Origin of the sequence: Streptomyces sp. NPDC093546, assembly GCF_044765045.1 — a bacterium.
In the GTDB taxonomy this organism is placed as follows: Bacteria; Actinomycetota; Actinomycetes; order Streptomycetales; family Streptomycetaceae; genus Streptomyces.
In genome coordinates this window covers 20948-38413 of sequence record NZ_JBIWJG010000022.1, presented here as the reverse complement: position 1 = coordinate 38413, position 17466 = coordinate 20948, and the positions used below count along the sequence as shown (strand labels likewise).

Annotated in this window: 13 protein-coding genes; 9 read left to right on the top strand and 4 right to left on the bottom strand. The window is 71.2% G+C overall.

Annotated elements, in window-relative coordinates; genetic code table 11:
• Positions 1 to 25: 25 nt before the first annotated feature.
• Complete coding sequence (locus tag ACIRNI_RS30855; RefSeq protein WP_403556526.1) at positions 26 to 1261, bottom strand: glycosyltransferase family 39 protein; 1236 nt, start codon at positions 1259 to 1261, stop codon at positions 26 to 28.
• A 183-nt stretch (positions 1262 to 1444) separates the two neighbouring features.
• Here ACIRNI_RS30855 and ACIRNI_RS30850 point away from each other — a divergent pair, with 183 nt between their 5' ends.
• The 6 genes from ACIRNI_RS30850 to ACIRNI_RS30825 all read left to right on the top strand — a co-directional run bounded on the left by ACIRNI_RS30850 (position 1445) and on the right by ACIRNI_RS30825 (position 7527).
• Positions 1445 to 2515, top strand: coding sequence for a glucose-1-phosphate thymidylyltransferase (locus tag ACIRNI_RS30850; RefSeq protein WP_403556524.1), 1071 nt, complete (start codon positions 1445 to 1447; stop codon positions 2513 to 2515).
• Positions 2512 to 3504: a dTDP-glucose 4,6-dehydratase gene (gene rfbB / locus ACIRNI_RS30845; protein ID WP_403556522.1), complete on the top strand. Its 993-nt coding sequence runs from the start codon at positions 2512 to 2514 to the stop codon at positions 3502 to 3504. The genes ACIRNI_RS30850 and rfbB overlap by 4 nt, the downstream gene beginning before the upstream one ends.
• Positions 3471 to 4364 carry a dTDP-4-dehydrorhamnose reductase gene (rfbD, locus tag ACIRNI_RS30840; RefSeq protein WP_403556520.1) on the top strand — a complete coding sequence of 298 codons (894 nt, stop codon included), beginning with the start codon at positions 3471 to 3473 and terminating at the stop codon, positions 4362 to 4364. Before rfbB ends, rfbD begins: the two co-directional genes overlap by 34 nt.
• A 486-nt stretch (positions 4365 to 4850) precedes the next feature.
• The gene (locus ACIRNI_RS30835; protein ID WP_355363532.1) at positions 4851 to 5432 is read left to right on the top strand and encodes a carbonic anhydrase; all 582 of its coding nucleotides are present in this window, start codon (positions 4851 to 4853) and stop codon (positions 5430 to 5432) included.
• A gap of 14 nt (positions 5433 to 5446) precedes the next feature.
• On the top strand, positions 5447 to 6940 hold the full coding sequence (locus tag ACIRNI_RS30830) for a SulP family inorganic anion transporter (protein WP_355363534.1): 1494 nt from the start codon (positions 5447 to 5449) through the stop codon (positions 6938 to 6940).
• A gap of 176 nt (positions 6941 to 7116) precedes the next feature.
• Positions 7117 to 7527 carry a RidA family protein gene (locus ACIRNI_RS30825; RefSeq protein ID WP_355363536.1) on the top strand — a complete coding sequence of 137 codons (411 nt, stop codon included), beginning with the start codon at positions 7117 to 7119 and terminating at the stop codon, positions 7525 to 7527.
• A gap of 57 nt (positions 7528 to 7584) precedes the next feature.
• Here the strand turns inward: ACIRNI_RS30825 and ACIRNI_RS30820 are convergent, their stop codons facing one another.
• Together ACIRNI_RS30820 and ACIRNI_RS30815 are read right to left on the bottom strand one after the other, a co-directional pair.
• Positions 7585 to 8223 carry a dTDP-4-dehydrorhamnose 3,5-epimerase family protein gene (locus ACIRNI_RS30820; RefSeq protein ID WP_403556517.1) on the bottom strand — a complete coding sequence of 213 codons (639 nt, stop codon included), beginning with the start codon at positions 8221 to 8223 and terminating at the stop codon, positions 7585 to 7587.
• Positions 8224 to 8335: 112 nt separating this feature from the next.
• Positions 8336 to 8968, bottom strand: coding sequence for a TetR/AcrR family transcriptional regulator (locus tag ACIRNI_RS30815; protein ID WP_403556516.1), 633 nt, complete (start codon positions 8966 to 8968; stop codon positions 8336 to 8338).
• Between the two features lie 126 nt (positions 8969 to 9094).
• Between ACIRNI_RS30815 and ACIRNI_RS30810 the strand changes: the two genes are divergently transcribed.
• The 3 genes from ACIRNI_RS30810 to ACIRNI_RS30800 all read left to right on the top strand — a co-directional run bounded on the left by ACIRNI_RS30810 (position 9095) and on the right by ACIRNI_RS30800 (position 12228).
• Positions 9095 to 10000 (top strand): ABC transporter permease, encoded by a 906-nt coding sequence (locus tag ACIRNI_RS30810; RefSeq protein ID WP_403556514.1) that lies wholly within the window; start codon positions 9095 to 9097, stop codon positions 9998 to 10000.
• A 73-nt stretch (positions 10001 to 10073) separates the two neighbouring features.
• Positions 10074 to 10814, top strand: coding sequence for an ABC transporter ATP-binding protein (locus ACIRNI_RS30805; protein ID WP_403556581.1), 741 nt, complete (start codon positions 10074 to 10076; stop codon positions 10812 to 10814).
• Between the two features lie 79 nt (positions 10815 to 10893).
• The gene (locus ACIRNI_RS30800) at positions 10894 to 12228 is read left to right on the top strand and encodes a glycosyltransferase 87 family protein (RefSeq protein WP_403556512.1); all 1335 of its coding nucleotides are present in this window, start codon (positions 10894 to 10896) and stop codon (positions 12226 to 12228) included.
• Positions 12229 to 12295: 67 nt separating this feature from the next.
• On the opposite strand, the gene ACIRNI_RS30795 is transcribed toward ACIRNI_RS30800, so the two are convergent.
• Complete coding sequence (locus ACIRNI_RS30795; protein ID WP_403556510.1) at positions 12296 to 17269, bottom strand: NAD-glutamate dehydrogenase; 4974 nt, start codon at positions 17267 to 17269, stop codon at positions 12296 to 12298.
• Positions 17270 to 17466 lie beyond the last annotated feature (197 nt).

The following is a 17466-nucleotide window of genomic DNA, read 5'->3' as shown; positions in this document are numbered from 1 at the left end:
TACCGGGGGGTTCTGCGGGACTGGGTCAGTTGGCCGACCGGGCCGATCGCGCTTCCGTGCGCGGCCTGGCGATCTCCACGGCGGGCGCCCCCGGATCGCGGCCCCTCGCCGCCGCGCCCAGCGCGCGGTGGATGCCGGTCGCCACGCACACCGCCAGCACCGCCCACCCCAGCGCGCCGAACGCCATCTCCGTGTCCGTCCAGTGGACGGGCCGCTGCCCCGCGTAGACGGACACGGCCACGCCGCCGACGACGGCGCCGTACGCGATCCCCTGCCACAGGCCGATGACGAAGAGCCCGGCCGCCGGCCAGGCGAGGTACTGCACCCCCGAGGCGGTGCTCAGCAGGAGCAGCAGCCCCAGGGTGGTGGCGACGGCCACGGGTGCGTCGCCGGGCCGGCGCCAGGCGAGCCACACCCCGGCCGCCATGATCGCCGCGACGATGAGGAAGTGCCCGTCGCCGCGCACGAGCGCCACGTACGGCTCCGGCACCCCGGCCCAGCGGGCGAAGCGGATGATGCCCCAGAAGCTGAAGTTGCCGCCCGCGTACTCGAGCACGTTCGCCTTGAGCGCGCCCGGCACGGTGGCGATGACCGGGCCCCACACGGTGAGGAACAGCACCGCGAAGCCCCCGCCGAACCGGAGGAGGGTGGGGCGCCCGGCGCGCCAGGCGGCGACGAACAGCAGCGGAACCGCCACCACCGGGACGATCTTCACACTGACGCAGAGCGCCGCCGCGACGCCCGCCGCCCTCGGCATCTTGCGGTCGACGAGCAGGTACGCGGCCGCGAAGGCGAACATCACCGCCACCGAGTCGGTGTTGCCGTGGTACCCGGAGGTGGCGACGAGGACCGGGCACAGGGCCGCGCCCAGCGCGCAGGCGACGGCCGTCCGCAGCCGGCCCCGCCTCCGTACGATCTCGAACACCAGCAGCACGGTGATGAAGTCGGCCAGGCACGCCGGGAACCGGATCAACGGCCGCCACGGCACCCCGTGCTGGGCGAGCCACTCCATGACGAGCAGCATCCAGCTCGCCAGCGGCGGGTGGTTGTAGACGGGCAGCCAGGGCAGCGGCTCGGCGTAGACGCGAATGGGGTCCGTCCGGGCGATGGCCCGCGCGAAGCCCCAGAAGAAGCGCACATCGGCGGGCCCCCGGGTGGAGGCCGCGAGCGCGACTTTCGAGAGGAACGCGACCGCCGCGACGACGAGGACGACGATCCGGGCTTTCCGCACGTCCCAAGAGGACGACATTCGGACGTTCATGTTGACGAACGTAGCAATACCAACGGTACGACGCGAAGCACCGATTAACACACTTAAACGGGCGTAAACGCAATACAGTTCGCTGTACGTGCATTATCGCCACAAAACCGACTTTGCGAATCACACGTATGGCTCACGGCCGTACGCAAGGCGCGGCGTCAACTCTCGTTGAAGGTAGGCCCAGTGAAAGCACTCGTACTCTCCGGAGGGGCCGGCACCCGGCTGCGCCCCATCACACACACGTCCGCCAAGCAGCTCGTGCCCGTCGCCAACAAGCCGGTGCTCTTCTACGGACTCGAGTCCATCGCCGCCGCCGGAATCCGCGACACGGGCATCATCGTGGCCCCCGACACCGCCGACGAGATCCGTGCCGCCGTCGGCGACGGCTCGCGTTTCGGCCTCGACGTCACGTACATCCCGCAGCACGCGCCGCTCGGCCTCGCGCACGCCGTGCTGATCGCCCGTGAATTCCTCGGCGACGACGACTTCGTGATGTACCTCGGCGACAATTTCATCGTCGGCGGCATCACGGACCTGGTCGAGGAGTTCCGTACGAGCCGCCCCGACGCGCAGATCCTGCTGACCAAGGTGCCCGACCCACGCGCCTTCGGCGTCGCCGAACTCGACATCGACGGGCGGGTGGCGCGCCTGGAGGAGAAACCGGCGCATCCGCGCAGCGACCTCGCCCTGGTCGGGGTGTACCTCTTCTCGCCCGCCGTCCACGAGGCCGTCCGCGCCATCACGCCGTCGGCGCGCGGCGAGCTGGAGATCACGCACGCGCTCCAGTGGCTCATCGACGAGCGCCGCACGGTCACCTCCACGATCATCTCCGGCTACTGGAAGGACACCGGGAACGTCGCCGACATGCTGGAGGTGAACCGTTCCGTCCTGGAGATCCTCACCCCGGCGAACGAAGGCACCGTCGACGCCGCCACCGAGATCATCGGCCGCGTCCGCATCGGCGGCGGCGCGACCGTGCGCGGCTCGCGGATCGTCGGCCCGGCGGTCATCGGCGCGGGCACGGTCGTCGAGAACTCCTACATCGGCCCGTCCACCTCCATCGCCGAGAACTGCCGGGTGACGGACAGCGAGATCGAGTACTCCATCGTGCTCAGCGGCTCCTCCCTCCACGGCGTGGGTCGCGTGGAAGCGTCCCTTATCGGCCGTAACGTCGAGATCACCCCCGCCCCGCCCATCCCGGCCGCCCACCGCCTGGTGCTCGGCGATCACAGCAAGGTGCAGATCTCGTCATGACGACCGCCATCACGCGCATTCTGGTGACCGGCGGCGCCGGTTTCATCGGCTCGCACTACGTCCGCACGCTGCTGGGCCCCGACGGGCCCGCCCGGACCGAGGTCACGGTCCTGGACCGCCTCACCTACGCCGGAAACCTCGCCAACCTCGCCCCCGTGCGCGACCACCCCGGCTTCGCCTTCCTCCACGGTGACATCCGGGACGCCGACCTCGTCGACAAGCTGGTCTCCGAGCACGACCAGGTCGTGCACTTCGCCGCCGAGTCGCACGTCGACCGCTCGATCCTCGGCGCCGCCGAGTTCGTCCGCACGAACGTGCTCGGCACGCAGACCCTGCTGGACGCCTGCCTGCGTCACCGCACCGCGCCCTTCGTCCACATCTCGACGGACGAGGTGTACGGCTCGATCGAGACGGGCTCCTGGACGGAGGGCGAGCCGGTACGACCCAACTCGCCGTACGCCGCCTCCAAGGCGTCGGCCGACCTCATCGCGCTCTCCTACCACCGCACCCACGGCCTGGACGTCCGGGTCACGCGCTGCTCGAACAACTACGGCCCCCACCACTTCCCCGAGAAGGTCGTCCCCCTCTTCATCACCCGGCTGCTGGACGGCGGAAAGGTGCCCCTGTACGGGGACGGCTCGCACGTGCGGGACTGGCTGCACGTCGACGACCACGTGCGCGCGATCGAGCTCGTACGGACGCGGGGCCGGGCGGGCGAGATCTACAACATCGGCGGCGGGACGGAGCTGTCCAACCGCAAGCTGACGTCCCTCCTGCTGGACGCCTGCGGGGCGGACTGGTCCCACGTGCAGCAGGTCGAGGACCGCAAGGGCCACGACCGCAGGTACGCGGTCGACTGGACCAAGATCCGCGACGAGCTCGGTTACCGCCCGGCCAAGGACTTCGCGACGGGCCTCGCCGAGACGGTCGCCTGGTACCGCGACAACCGCTCCTGGTGGCAGCCGCTGCTGAGCCGGGCGGCGCTGTGACGGGCCGCCCCTGGCTGGTGACCGGCGCGGCCGGGATACTGGCCCGCGATGTGCTGACCTGCTTGGGCGACGAGGCTGTCGGCCTCACGCGCCGCGACCTGAACGTGTGCGACGCTCACGCGATCCGCGAGGCGGTGGCGGCGCTGCGCCCCTCGGTGGTCGTCAACTGCGCGGCCTGGACGGCCGTGGACGACGCCGAGACGCGCGAGGCCGAGGCCCTGGCCGTCAACGCCACGGCGGTCCGCTCGCTGGCGGAGGCGTGCGCCGCGCAGGGCTGCCGACTGCTGCACGTCTCGACGGACTACGTCTTCGACGGCCGCGCTTCGGCTCCGTACGCCGAGGACGCGCTCCCCGCCCCCCGCACCGCGTACGGCCGCACCAAGCTCGCGGGCGAACGCGCCGTCCTGGAGCTGCTCCCCGAGGACGGCTACGTGATCCGGACGGCCTGGCTGTACGGAGCGGGCGGCGCCAACTTCGTACGCACCATGGCCCGTCTGGAGGCGGAACGCCCCTTCGTGGACGTCGTCGCGGACCAGCGCGGCCAGCCCACGTGGAGCGCCGACGTCGCCCGCCTCCTCGTCGCCCTGGGCCGCGCTGACGCGCCGCCGGGCGTCTACCACGCCACGAACGCGGGCGACGGCACCTGGCACGACCTCGCCCGCGAGACCTTCCACCTCCTGGGCGCGGACCCCGACCGCGTCCGCCCCACGACGAGCGAGGCCTTCCCCCGCCCGGCACCGCGCCCGGCATACAGCGTCCTGGGCCACGCGCGCTGGCGGCAGGCGGGACTGCCGCCGCTGCGCGACTGGCGGGAAGCGCTCCGGGCGGCGCTCCCCGCGCTGTTCACCCCTGCGCGCTGAACTCCGCCCGGGCACGCGGCGAGCACTCCAGCGTGACGTCCAAGCCTGCTTCGATTTGCAGGTTCTCTTCAGCTGGAAACGTTGGGTTAACCCGGCACACGACTTTGCCAGGTTAAAGTGTTCTTGACCGGTCCTTGACCGTACCTTGGTAAGCGCAAAAGGTAGTGAACTGCCTGGAGGGGGGCGCATGTTCGGAGGCATGACGGTCTTTCGGGCCGTGCTTGGCTCCTCGGTGCCGCCCTCCTCGTCCTTCCGTTCCTCACACGCTCGGCGTCCTTCGCATCTGCGCACACGGCCTGTCACTCCATGGCCAAGACCCGAGCGGGCCATGCCTGGTGTCGCGTACCACCGCACGTCGAGATGAGTGTCAGGCCACTCGCCGGCCGTACCAACAGGTGTTCCGCTGCGGAGCAGACCCCCCACATCTCTGTCCTGTAGTCCTGTAAGCCCGACGCGCCCCCACGGCGCGCCAGGAGGAGTCACATCATGCAACCCCTCATCGACAACGCCCGCACGTTCGGACAGCGCCCTGAGGAGTTCGCCGGGCTGGCCGAGGGCCAGTCGCCCGAGGTCCTGTTCGTCACCTGCTCCGACTCCCGGGTCGTTCCGGCCCTGATCACGGGCGCCCGCCCCGGCGAACTGTTCGAGCTGCGCACCGCGGGCAACATCGTCCCCCCGTACGCCTCCGCCACCCCCACTGGTGAGGCGGCCACGATCGAGTACGCCGTGCAGGTGCTCGGCGTCAAGCACGTCGTGGTGTGCGGCCACTCCCACTGCGGCGCCGTCGGTGCGGTGGTCCGCCACGACGACCTGACCGCCGTTCCCGCCGTGCGCGACTGGCTCGCGCACGCCGCGGACGAGCCCAAGTGCTCCGACCCCGCCGACCCGGCGGTCGCCGAGGCCGTGCAGAACCACGTGCTGACTCAGCTGGAGCGACTGCGCTCCTACCCGTGCATCGAGGAGCGCCTCCAGGCGCGCCAACTCCAGTTGCACGGCTGGTACTACGAGGTCCACACCGGGACCGTCCGGGAACACCGCGCGCAATCGGACACGTTCGAGACGCTCTGAGGGGACGAGTGACCATGTTGTCGAAGTTTCCTCACCTGAGGCAGGACTTCGCTGCCTCCATCGTCGTCTTCCTGGTCGCCGTGCCGCTGTGCGTCGGCGTGGCGGTCGCCTCCGGGGTCCCCGCGGAGCTCGGGCTCGTCACCGGCATCGTGGGCGGCCTCGTCACCGGGCTCATGCGCGGCAGCAGCCTCCAGGTGTCCGGGCCCGCCGCGGGCATGACCGTGCTGGTCTTCGAGGCTGTCAGCGAGTTCGGGGTGCCCACGCTCGGCGTGATCGTGCTGGTCGCCGGGCTGCTCCAGCTCGCCATGGGATTCCTCAAGGCGGGCCGCTGGTTCCGGGCGATATCCGTCTCCGTCGTCGAGGGCATGCTCTGCGGCATCGGTCTGGTGATCATCGCCGGGCAGATATACGCGGCGGCGGGCCTGAAGGCCCCGGAGACCGGTATCGGCAAGCTCGTGGGGCTCCCGGGGGCCTTCGCCGCCGCGCTCGGCAGCACGGAGGCTCTGGCCTCGCTCGCGATCGGCGCGGGCACCATCGCCTTCCTCGTGCTGTGGAAGAAGATGCCCAAGAAGGCGCAGGCCGTGCCCGGCGCCCTCGCAGCGGTCATGCTGGCCACCATCGCCACGTTCGCCCTCAGCCTGCCGGTCGCCACCGTCCAGGTGGAGGGCCTGCTCGGCGTCATCCAGCCGCCGGGGCCGGAGGCATTCGGTGAGCTGGCCGGCCCTGCCATCTGGGGCACCATCATCGCGTTCACGCTGATCGCGTCGGCGGAGAGCCTGTTCAGCGCGGCGGCCGTGGACCGGCTGCACGACGGTCCGCGCACCCAGTACGACAAGGAAATGATCGCCCAGGGCACGGGCAACACGGTCTGTGGTCTGCTCGGCGCGCTGCCCATGACCGCGGTGATCGTGCGCAGCTCCGCCAACGTCAACGCGGGCGCGAAGACCAAGGCGTCGCGTGTGCTGCACGGCGTGTGGCTGCTGCTGTTCGCCGCCGCGCTGCCGTCCGCCCTGGCGCTGATCCCGATCCCCGCTCTCGCCGGCATCCTCGTGCACGCGGGCTGGAAGCTGATCCCGTTCCGCCAGATCGCGGCGCTGTGGCGGGGCCACAAGGGCGAGGCTCTGATCCTCGTGATCACGGCCGTGTCGATCGTCGCGGTGAACATGTTCGAGGGCGTGCTCATCGGTCTGGCCCTGTCGGTCGTCAAGACCGCCTGGGATGCGTCGCACGTCAAGCTGGAGGTCATCGACAAGGGCGCCGGCCCGATCCAGGCGTACCTGTCGGGCAACGCGACCTTCCTGCGGCTGCCGAAGATCCTCGACAGCCTGGAGGCGCTGCCCCAGGACCGGCCGGTCGAGCTGGATCTCTCCGGGCTGCACCACTTGGACCACGCCTGCCGCACGGCCCTGGAGAACTGGGCCGAACGGCACAGCGCGGTCGGTACGGAACCGGTGAAGGTCACCGAACGTGTGGTGGCCGCGTCGGGCGGGAGGGCCCCGGTGGCCTAGGTCGTGTCGTCAAAGTCCCGCCTGCCCGCCGGGCGGACGACGCTACTTCGACGACACTCCCCAGGACCGCCGGGAATGGATCTCGGCGTCTCGCGGCTGTCCTCAGAGATCAGGTCGAGTGGCCACTCGTGGCCACTTGACCTTCTCCGTAGCGACCTTGAGGGAGCGTCAGCAGTATGTCCGTCACACAGCCCGCCGCCGAACGTGTGCGCGTCTCCGCGGAACCCGACTGGTACGAGTCGGCCGGTATCTCACTCGGGGTCCGGGTCGGAAACCTCGTCTTCACCTCGGGACAGGCTCCCATCAACGCCCAGGGGGCCACGGTCGGCGCCGGGGACTTCGAGGCGCAGGCCCGTCAGGCGCTCGCGAATCTGTCGACGGTGCTGACGAATGCGGGCTCCAGCCTCGCCGACGTGGTCAAGGCGACCGTGTTCGTCACCGACATCACACAGCAGGACGTCTACGCCAAGCTGCGCGCGGAGCACTTCCCGGACAAGCCGCACCTGGCGGAGTCGTTCGTGGAGGTCTCCTCGCTCGCCGCGCCCGAGTGGATGATCGAGATCGAGGCCATCGGACTCGTCCGGTGAGGTGCCAGGCCCCCTAGGCTCACGCGCCCTCGCGCCGTGCGCCAACGACGTGGGCCGTCACCGCCCGGCCGGGATGCGCGGCGTCCCGTCAGCGGCCCGCGTCGCCGCCCGCAGCGTCGCGTACCACTCCGTACACGCCTCGTACAACGGCAGCAGTCCGCCGCGCTCGGCCTCGGCGAGGGTGGGCGCGGCGGCGTCCTTGTCGGACAGGACGGGGGTGAGGTCGGCGGGCCAGGCGATGGCGAGGTCCGGGTCGAGCGGGTGGACGCCGTGCTCGCGGGCGGGGGCGTACCCGCGCGAGCAGAGGTAGACGACCGTGGCGTCGTCGGTGAGGGCCATGAAGCCGTGGCCGAGTCCCTCGGCGAGGTGGACGGCGCGGTGGTCCCGGTCGTCGAGCCGGACCGCCTCCCAGGCGCGGTAGGTGGGCGAGCCGGTGCGCAGGTCCACGATGACGTCGAGGACCGCGCCGCGCACGCACGTCACGTACTTCGCCTGGCCGGGCGGGACGTCCGCGAAGTGGATGCCCCGCAGGGTGCCGCGGCTGGACACCGAGCAGTTGGCCTGGGCGAGGCCCAGCCCGTACCCGGCGGCCGCGGCCAGGTCCGGGGCCCGGAACCACTCGTGGAAGCTGCCCCTGCTGTCGTGGAACACGCGCGGTTCCATGACCCACGCACCGTCGATACCCAGCGCACGCACTGTCGGCCCACCGTCCTCACCGTTGCACGGAACACGAACGGCAGGCTCAACCCCCGGGCGCCCGCGGGGTCACCGGGCCCGCGTCCAACCAGGTGACGGCGGGTGACGCGGCTCAGACGCGCAGCGCCGCCACCGCCGAGCGCGCCAGGTCGTCGAGGTACCCCTTCGGCAGGGGCGAGCGGACGACGACGAGCCGCCAGTACAGCGGGCCGATGATGAGGTCCAGCGCCCGCTCCGGGTCCGCGCCCTCGGGGAGTTCGCCGCGCTCGACGGCCTCGCGGACGACGACCGCCGCCACGCCCTGCTGGCTGTCGAGCAGCTGGGCCCTGACGGCGTCGGCGATCTCGGGGTGGCGGGCCGCCTCCACCAGGAGGTCCGGGATGACCTGGGAGGCGACGGGGTGGCGCAGGGCGTGGGCGGCGACCTCCAGCAGCGCGCGGACGTCGCCGTACAGCGAGCCGGTGGCCGGGGCCGGGAGGCCCTGGGTGGCGAAGGCGGTCAGCAGGTCGAGGACGAGCGACAGCTTGGACTTCCAGCGCCGGTAGACCGCCGTCTTGCCGACGCCCGCGCGGCGTGCGATGCCCTCGATGGACATGCGGGCGAATCCGACGGCCGCGAGCTCCTCGAAGACGGCGGCCCTGATCGCATCGGTCACGTCCTCCCGCAGCACGGCGGCTCCGGCGGGGGCGCGGCGGCGCGTGCTCCCGGGGGGCGGGGTCGGCGGTGCAGTCATGCCCCGGATCATAGCGCGACGCCCGCGTCACGACGGGACGGTTGCGTTCCGACGTCAGATCGTCCTACTCTCGCCGTGACGACGATACGGTCCCGTTCCGACCATGGGGCACGACGCGAAGGGCTGAAGGCAGGAGCAGTGAGTACGAGTACGAGTACGTGTGCGTACGCCGCCGGGGAAGACCTCCGGCAGCTCGCCCAGCGCCACGGGCTGACAGTCAGCGGCGCCCGCCCGCCCCTGACCGAGTACGCCCGGCGGCTCTGGTCGCGGCGCCACTTCATCACCGCCTTCGCCACGGCCCGCCTCACCGCCCAGTACAGCCAGGCGAAGCTCGGGCAGCTCTGGCAGCTGATGAACCCGCTGCTCAACGCGGCCGTCTACTTCTTCATCTTCGGCGTGCTGATGAACACCCGGAGCCACGTCGAGGACTTCGTCCCCTTCCTCGTCACCGGCGTCTTCATCTGGACCTTCACGTCCTCCTCCATCGCCGTCGGCACCCGCGCCATCAGCGGCAACATCGGCCTGGTCCGCGCGCTGCACTTCCCGCGCGCCAGCCTGCCCGTCTCGCTGGCGCTGCAGCAGCTCCAGCAGCTCGCCTTCTCGCTGGGCGCGCTCATCGTCATCCTGTTCTGCTTCGGCGTCCGGCCCGGCTGGTCCTGGCTGCTGGCCGCGCCCGCCCTGTTCCTCCAGTCCCTTTTCAACGCGGGCGTCTCGCTGGTGATGGCCCGCCTGGCGGCCCGTACGCCGGACATCGCCCAGGTGATGCCCTTCGTGCTGCGCACCTGGATGTACGTGTCCGGCGTGATGTGGAGCATCGACAAGGTGCTGGCGGACAACCGCGTCCCGCACGTCGTCGGCCTGGCCCTGGAGTACAACCCGGCGGCCCTCTACATCGACCTCGTGCGCTTCGCGTTCATCGACAGCTTCACCGCCGACCGGCTGCCGCCCCACGTGTGGGCCGCGGCGTCCGGCTGGGCACTGCTCGCCTTCGTGGGCGGCTTCATCTACTTCTGGAAGGCAGAGGAGACCTACGGCCGTGGCTGACACACTCACCGCATCCACCGAATCGACCCCCGTCCCCGCCCCGGCCCCCGCGGTCGAGCGCGTCCCGACCGTCATCGTGGACGGCGCCCACGTGACGTACACCGTCCAGGGCGCGGGCACCAAGCCGCAGGGCCCGCCCCTCGCCCGCATCCTGAACCGCCGCAAGGCGCGGGCCGCCACCCGCAAGGTCCACGCCGTCAAGGGCGTGAGCTTCGTCGCGTACAAGGGCGAGGCCATCGGGCTCATCGGCACCAACGGCTCGGGCAAGTCCACCCTGCTCAAGGCCATCGCGGGGCTGCTGCCCACCAGCCAGGGGCGCATCTACACCCAGGGCCAGCCGTCCCTGCTCGGTGTGAACGCGGCGCTGATGGGCGACCTGACCGGCGAGCGCAACGTCATCCTCGGCGGCCTGGCGATGGGCATGACGCGCGAGGAGATCCACGCCCGCTACCAGGAGATCGTCGACTTCTCCGGGATCAACGAGAAGGGCGACTTCATCTCGCTCCCGATGCGGACGTACTCCTCCGGCATGGGCGCCCGCCTGCGGTTCGCCATCGCCGCCGCCAAGAGCCATGAGGTGCTGCTCATCGACGAGGCGCTGGCGACCGGCGACGCGAAGTTCCGCAGGCGCAGCCAGGAGCGGATCAACGAGCTGCGCGCCGAGGCGGGCACGGTGTTCCTGGTCAGCCACAGCAACGGCACGATCCGGGAGACGTGCGACCGGGCGATCTGGCTGGAGGCGGGGACGATCCTGATGGACGGGCCGGCGAACGAGGTCGTCGACGCGTACGAGGCGCACACGAACAAGAAGTAGCAAGGGACGGCGAGAAACGGTCAGATGGTGGGCCGTAAATAGTCGGTATCGGCGCATAGGGAACATAAAGTGCGCTGAGATGACGACGACCTCCCGCCACCCCCGCGCCTCCCGGCACTACGGTTCCTCCCGGCACTACGGTTCCTCCCGGCACTCCGGTTCCTCCCGGCACTCCGGTTCCTCCCGGCACCGGCTCGGCGGCGGCCGCGCCCGCCTGCCGCTCTCCGCCGTACTCGCCCTCACCACCGCCTGGGTTTTCACCCGCGCCGGCATGCTCCTGCTCCTGTGGGACGACACCCTCGGCATCGGCGGCGTCGGGCGCGAGGTGTACGTGCTCTACCGGCACTGGTACGAGCTGCTCGCCCTCGGGGCCTTCCCGGTGGGCGACGTCACCTGGCAGTACCCGCCGGGCGCCGGGCTGGTGCTCCTCGCCCCGGGGGCCGTGCCGTGGCTGACGTACTACCAGGCGTTCGTGGCGCTGACGCTCCTCGCCGACGCGGTGGTGGCGGTCGCGCTCGCCCGCGCGGCGCGCGCCGGCAGCGGCAACGGCAACGGCCCCGGGCGCAGCACCTCCGGCGCGTGGTTCTGGATCGGCGGGCTGCCGCTCCTGCTGCACCTCCCGCTCGCCCGGTACGACGTGCAGGTCACGGCCCTCGCGGTGCTCGCGCTGCTGGCGCTGGGCGCCCGGCGGCCCCGGGCCCGGCTCGGCGGGGCGCTCGCCGGGCTCGGCGCCATGGTCAAGGTGTGGCCGCTGCTGGTCCTGCTGGGCGCGCCCCGGGGGCGGGCGACCCGCCGGGCCTGGGCCTCCGCCGCCGTCGCGGCCGCCGCGCTCCTCGGGATCCTGGTGCTCACCTTCGCCCACCCGCTCGACTTCCTGCGCCAGCAGGGCAGCCGGGGCGTGCAGATCGAGTCGCTCGGCGGCAGCGCGCTGTCGCTGGCCCGGCTGCTCGCCGGCTGGCCGGGCGCCGTCCAGTACCGCTACGGCGCCTTCGAGCTGACCGGCCCCTACGTGTCGAGCGTCGCCCGCCTCGCCCTGGCGCTCACCGCCGCCGCGCTGTGCTGGCTGCTGGTGTGGCGGCTGCGGTCACGCCGCTGGAACGCCGCCACCCCCCTGGACGCGGCCCTCGCCGCCGTACTCCTCTTCACCGTCACCAGCCGGGTGATCAGCCCCCAGTACATGGTGTGGCTGCTGGGCCTGGCGGCGGTCTGCCTCACCTCCCGGCACACCACCCAGCGGCCCGTCGCGCTCCTGCTGCTGCCCGCGGCGGCGCTCAGCTCGCTCGCGTACCCGCTGCTGTACGACGACGTCATCAACGTCGCGCCGGCGGGCGTCGCCGTCGTGGCCGTACGGAACGCGCTGCTGATCGCGGCGGCCGTGCTGTCCTGCCGGCGGCTGTGGCGCGCGACCGTATGACCGCATGACCGTATGCCGAAGGCGCCCCCCGCATCGCGGGAGGCGCCTTCACCGCACGTCGGACGGCTCAGCTGTGCGTACGCAGCAGCGTCCGCATCGTCCGCATCGCCACCGACAGGTTGGCCAGGTCGAAGTCGTCCGAGTTGTGGATCTCGTCGAGCGTCGAGCGCGCCCGACCCAGGATCGCGGCGTTCTTCTGCTCCCAGGCCTGGAACCGCTCCTCGGGCGTCGAGGTGCCGTTCCCCGCCGAGAGCACGTCGGCCGTGAGCGCGGCGTGCGCGGCGTACAGGTCCTCGCGGATGGAGGCGCGGGCCATGGACTGCCAGCGGTCGGCGCGCGGCAGCTCGATGATCCGGTCCATCAGCTGGGTGATGGCCAGCCGGTCGGCCAGGTCGTAGTAGACCTCGGCGACCGCCATCGGGTCCTTGCCCGTCCGGTCCGCGATCGCGACGATGTCGAGCGTCGGGAAGGCGGAGGAGAAGCCGGCCACCCGCAGCGCCAGCTCGTCCGGAACGCCCGCCGCGGTGAGCTCCTCGACCAGCGACTCGTACCACTCCAGGTCCGCGCCGCGCAGCATCTTCGGCAGCTGCGCCCAGACCAGCTCGACGCGCTCGGCGAAGAACTCGATGGTCTCGGCGAGCTTGAGCGGCTGCGGTCGGTTGTTCAGCAGCCAGCGCGTGCCGCGCTCGACCAGGCGGCGCGAGTGGAGCCGGATGCGGGTCTGGACGTCGGCCGGGACCTTGTTGTCGAGGGCCTCGACGGCGTCCCACACCTCGCTCAGGCCGAAGATCGCGCGGGCGGCGAGCTGCGCGCGCACGATCTCCTCGGTCGAGGCGCCGGTCTCCTCGCGCAGGCGGTGCAGGAAGGTCGAGCCACCGGTGTTGACGGTGTCGTTGACCAGCACCGTGGTGATGATCTCGCGGCGCAGCGCGTGGGCGTCGATCTGCGCCGGGAACTCCTCGCGCAGCTTGGACGGGAAGTACGCGTGCAGCAGCTCGCGCAGGTACGGGTCGTCGGGCAGATCCGTGTGGATCAGCTCCTCCGCGACCGTGATCTTGGTGTAGGCGAGCAGCACGGCCAGCTCGGGCTGGCTCAGCCCCTGCCGGTTGCCCAGCAGCTCGCGGATCTGGCGGTCGGTCGGCAGGAACTCCAGCGACCGGTCCAGGTGGCCCTCGCGGCTGAGGCGGCGCATGAAGCGCTGGTGGGCGTGGAGGAGCGACGGGGACTGCGCGACGGCGTTGGCCAGGGCGACGTTCTGCGCGTAGTTGTTGCGCAGCACGAGCGCGCCGACCTCGTCCGTCATCTCGGCGAGGATCTTGTTGCGCTGCTTGACGGTCATGTCGCCGTCGGTCACCAGGGCGTTGAGCAGGATCTTGATGTTCACCTCGTGGTCGGAGGTGTCCACACCGGCGCTGTTGTCGATGGCGTCGGTGTTGATCTTGCCGCCGGTGCCCTCGGGGCCGCCCTTGCGGGCGAACTCGATGCGGCCGAGCTGGGTCAGGCCGAGGTTGCCGCCCTCGCCGACGACCTTGACGCGCAGGTCCTCGCCGTTGACGCGGATGGCGTCGTTGGCCTTGTCGCCGACGTCGGCGTGCGACTCGGTGGAGGCCTTGGCGTACGTACCGATGCCGCCGTTCCACAGCAGGTCGACCGGCGCCTGGAGGATCGCCTTCATCAGCTCGGCCGGGGTCAGCTTGGTGACGCCCGCCTCGATGCCGAGGGCGGCCCGCATGTGCGCGTTGACCGAAATCGACTTGGCCGTACGGGGGTGGATGCCGCCGCCCGGGGACAGCAGCTCCTTGTCGTAGTCGGCCCAGGAGCTGCGCGGCAGCTCGAACAGGCGGCGCCGCTCGGCGTACGAGACGGCCGCGTCCGGGTTCGGGTCGATGAAGATGTGGCGGTGGTCGAAGGCGGCCACGAGACGGATGTGCTCGGAGAGCAGCATGCCGTTGCCGAACACGTCACCGGACATGTCGCCGACGCCGACGACCGTGAAGTCCTGCGTCTGGGTGTCGTGGCCCAGCTCGCGGAAGTGCCGCTTGACGGACTCCCAGGCGCCGCGGGCCGTGATGCCCATGCCCTTGTGGTCGTAACCGGCGGAGCCGCCGGAGGCGAAGGCGTCGCCCAGCCAGAAGCCGTACGCGACGGCGACCTCGTTGGCGATGTCGGAGAAGGTCGCGGTGCCCTTGTCGGCGGCGACGACGAGGTACGTGTCGTCCTCGTCGTGCCGGACGACGTCGGCCGGCGGCACGACCTCGCCGGCCACCAGGTTGTCGGTGATGTCGAGCAGCGCCGAGATGAAGGTGCGGTAGCAGGCGATGCCCTCCGCCAGCCAGGCGTCACGGTCGACGGCCGGGTCCGGCAGCTGCTTGGCGACGAAGCCGCCCTTGGCGCCGACGGGCACGATGACGGTGTTCTTCACCATCTGCGCCTTGACCAGGCCGAGGATCTCGGTACGGAAGTCCTCGCGCCGGTCGGACCAGCGCAGACCGCCGCGGGCGACCTTGCCGAAGCGCAGGTGGACGCCCTCGACGCGCGGCGAGTACACCCAGATCTCGAACGCCGGGCGCGGCGCGGGCAGGTCCGGGATCGCCTGCGGGTCGAACTTCATCGACACGTACGCGTGCGGCTCGCCGCTCTCCGTCTTCTGGAAGAAGTTGGTGCGCAGGGTCGCCTTGATGACGGTGAGGAAGGAGCGCAGGATGCGGTCCTCGTCCAGGCTCGCGACCTGGTCGAGCGCGCCGTCCAGCTCCTCCATCAGGCCGTCGATCAGCTCGGTGCCGGCGCGCTGCCGCTCGGGCGCCATGCGCGCCTCGAAGAGGGAGACCAGCAGCCGGGTGGTGTGGACGTTGTTGCGGAGGGTGTCCTCCATGTAGTCCTGGCTGAAGGTCGAACCGGCCTGGCGCAGGTACTTCGCGTACGCGCGCAGCACCATCGCCTCGCGCCAGTTCAGCCCGGCGCTCAGCACGAGGGCGTTGAAGCCGTCGTTCTCGGCACGGCCGGTCCAGGTCGCGGCGAACGCCTCCTGGAAGCGCTCGCGCGCGTCGTCGGCGAGGTAGTCGGCGCCGTTGGCACCGGCGGCGCCGCCGGCCGTGTGCGGCATGCGCAGGCCGAAGTCGTAGACCCACGCGCTCGTCCGGTCCGCGCAGCGCAGCTCGTACGGGCGCTCGTCGACGACCTCGACGCCGAGGCGGTTGAGGACCGGCAGGACGGCGGAGAGGGAGACCTGGGCACCGGTCTTGTAGATCTTGAAGCGGCGCTCGCCGGGGCCCGCGCCGACCGGCTCGTAGAGGGAGAGCGCGAACTCCTTCTCGCCCTTAATCAGCTGCTCCAGGTGGACCAGGTCCGCGACGGCGGCGCGCGGCGTGTGGTCGGCCTTGTAGCCCTCGGGGAAGGCTCCCGCGTACCGGCGCAGCAGCTCGGCGGCGCGCTCCTCGCCGGTCTCGGCGTTGAGCGCCTCGGCGAAGCCGTCGTCCCAGGAGCGGGCGGCCTCGACGAGCCGGCCCTCGATGCGCTCGACGTCGGCGTCGGTGAGCGGGGTCAGCTCGCTGCCCTGCGGGACGCGGATGACGAAGTGCAGCCGGGTCAGCACCGACTCGGTGCTCATCAGGGTGAAGTCGGCGCTGGTGCCGCCGAGCTCCTCCTTGAGGATGTCGGTCAGGCGCTCGCGGACGGTGGTGTTGAAGCGGTCGCGCGGGAGGTAGACGAGCGCGGAGTAGTAGCGCCCGTACTCGTCCTGGCGCAGGTAGAGGCGCAGCCGGCGCCGCTCCTGGAGGTACAGCACGCTCGTGGCGATCGCCTCGAGCTGGTCGACGGGCGTCTGGAAGAGCTCGTCGCGCGGGTACGTCTCCAGGATCTGGAGCAGGTCGCGGCCGTCGTGGCTGCTCGGCGAGAAGCCCGCCGTCTCCAGGACCTCGGCGACCTTGCGGCGGATGACCGGCACGCGGCGCACGGACTCGGTGTACGCGGCGGACGAGAACAGCCCCAGGAAGCGCCGCTCACCGATCACGTTGCCGTTGGCGTCGAACTTCTTGACGCCGACGTAGTCGAGGTACGAGGGCCGGTGCACGGTGGCGCGGCTGTTCGCCTTCGTCAGGATCAGCAGCTTGTGCTCGCGGGCCTTGGCGCGGGCGTCGCGCGGCAGGCGGTTGAAGGACGGCGAGACGGGGTGGGCCTCGTCGCCGCTGTGGTGCGGGTCCGAACGCAGTATGCCGAGACCGGTGCCGGGGACGGCGGCGAGGGCGTCGTCCTCGGTGAGCTGGTACTCGCGGTAGCCGAGGAAGGTGAAGTGGTCGTCGGCCAGCCAGCGCAGCAGCTCGCGGGCCTCGTCGACCTCCGTGGAGCGCAGGTCCTCGGCGATCGGCTCCCGCGGCAGGTCCTCGGCGATGCGCAGCGCGGCGTCGCGCATCTTCTCCCAGTCCTCGACGGCCTCGCGGACGTCGGACAGGACGCGCAGCAGGTCGGAGGTGATCTGCTTGAGGTCGCCGCGGTCGGTCTCGCGGTCGATCTCGACGTGGATCCACGACTCGGTGAGGGCGTCGTGCGGCAGGCCGCCGTGGACCTGCGTCTCGGCGGGGAGGATCTCGATCAGCTGGCCGGTCACGTCACGGCGGACGACGACCTGCGGGTGGATGACGACGTGGATGCCGCGCCCCTGGCGGGACAGCTCATTGGTCACCGAGTCGACGAGGAACGGCATGTCGTCGGTCACGACCTCGACGACGGAGTGGCTGCACGTCCACCCGTTCTCTTCCACGGTGGGCGTGTGCACGCGGACGTTCGCGGTGCCCTGGGGGCGGTTCTCGGCCAGCCGGTAGTGGGACAGCGCGGCGCCGAAGACGTCGACGGGGTCGCGGTCCGCGAGGTCCTCCGGAGCGGTGTGCAGGTAGTAGCGCTGGAGGTAGTCGAGAACGGTGTCCCGGTCCGGTCGCTCCCCGTCCTCGGTCCCGATCGCGAGTCGCCCCCCGACCGGGCTGTTCTCAGCTACCCGGGCAGCCCGTTCGAGCAGCTCGGCCTTGGCTTCGTCCAGCTTGGTCTGCATGTCCTCTGGCTCCTGTCGCGCGCCGTTGCGTGACGTAGGTGAAAGAAAAAGTGACACAACGCCACGACGCGGGGTTTCCGGTCTGAGGCGACGTTATGCCGCGATGAGAGATGTCCGGGCCGTTATCGGCCAATTTTGCCGAACGCCCCGCAAACGAAAAATCAGCGCTCGCCCGGGCACGATGGCATCCCGGGCGC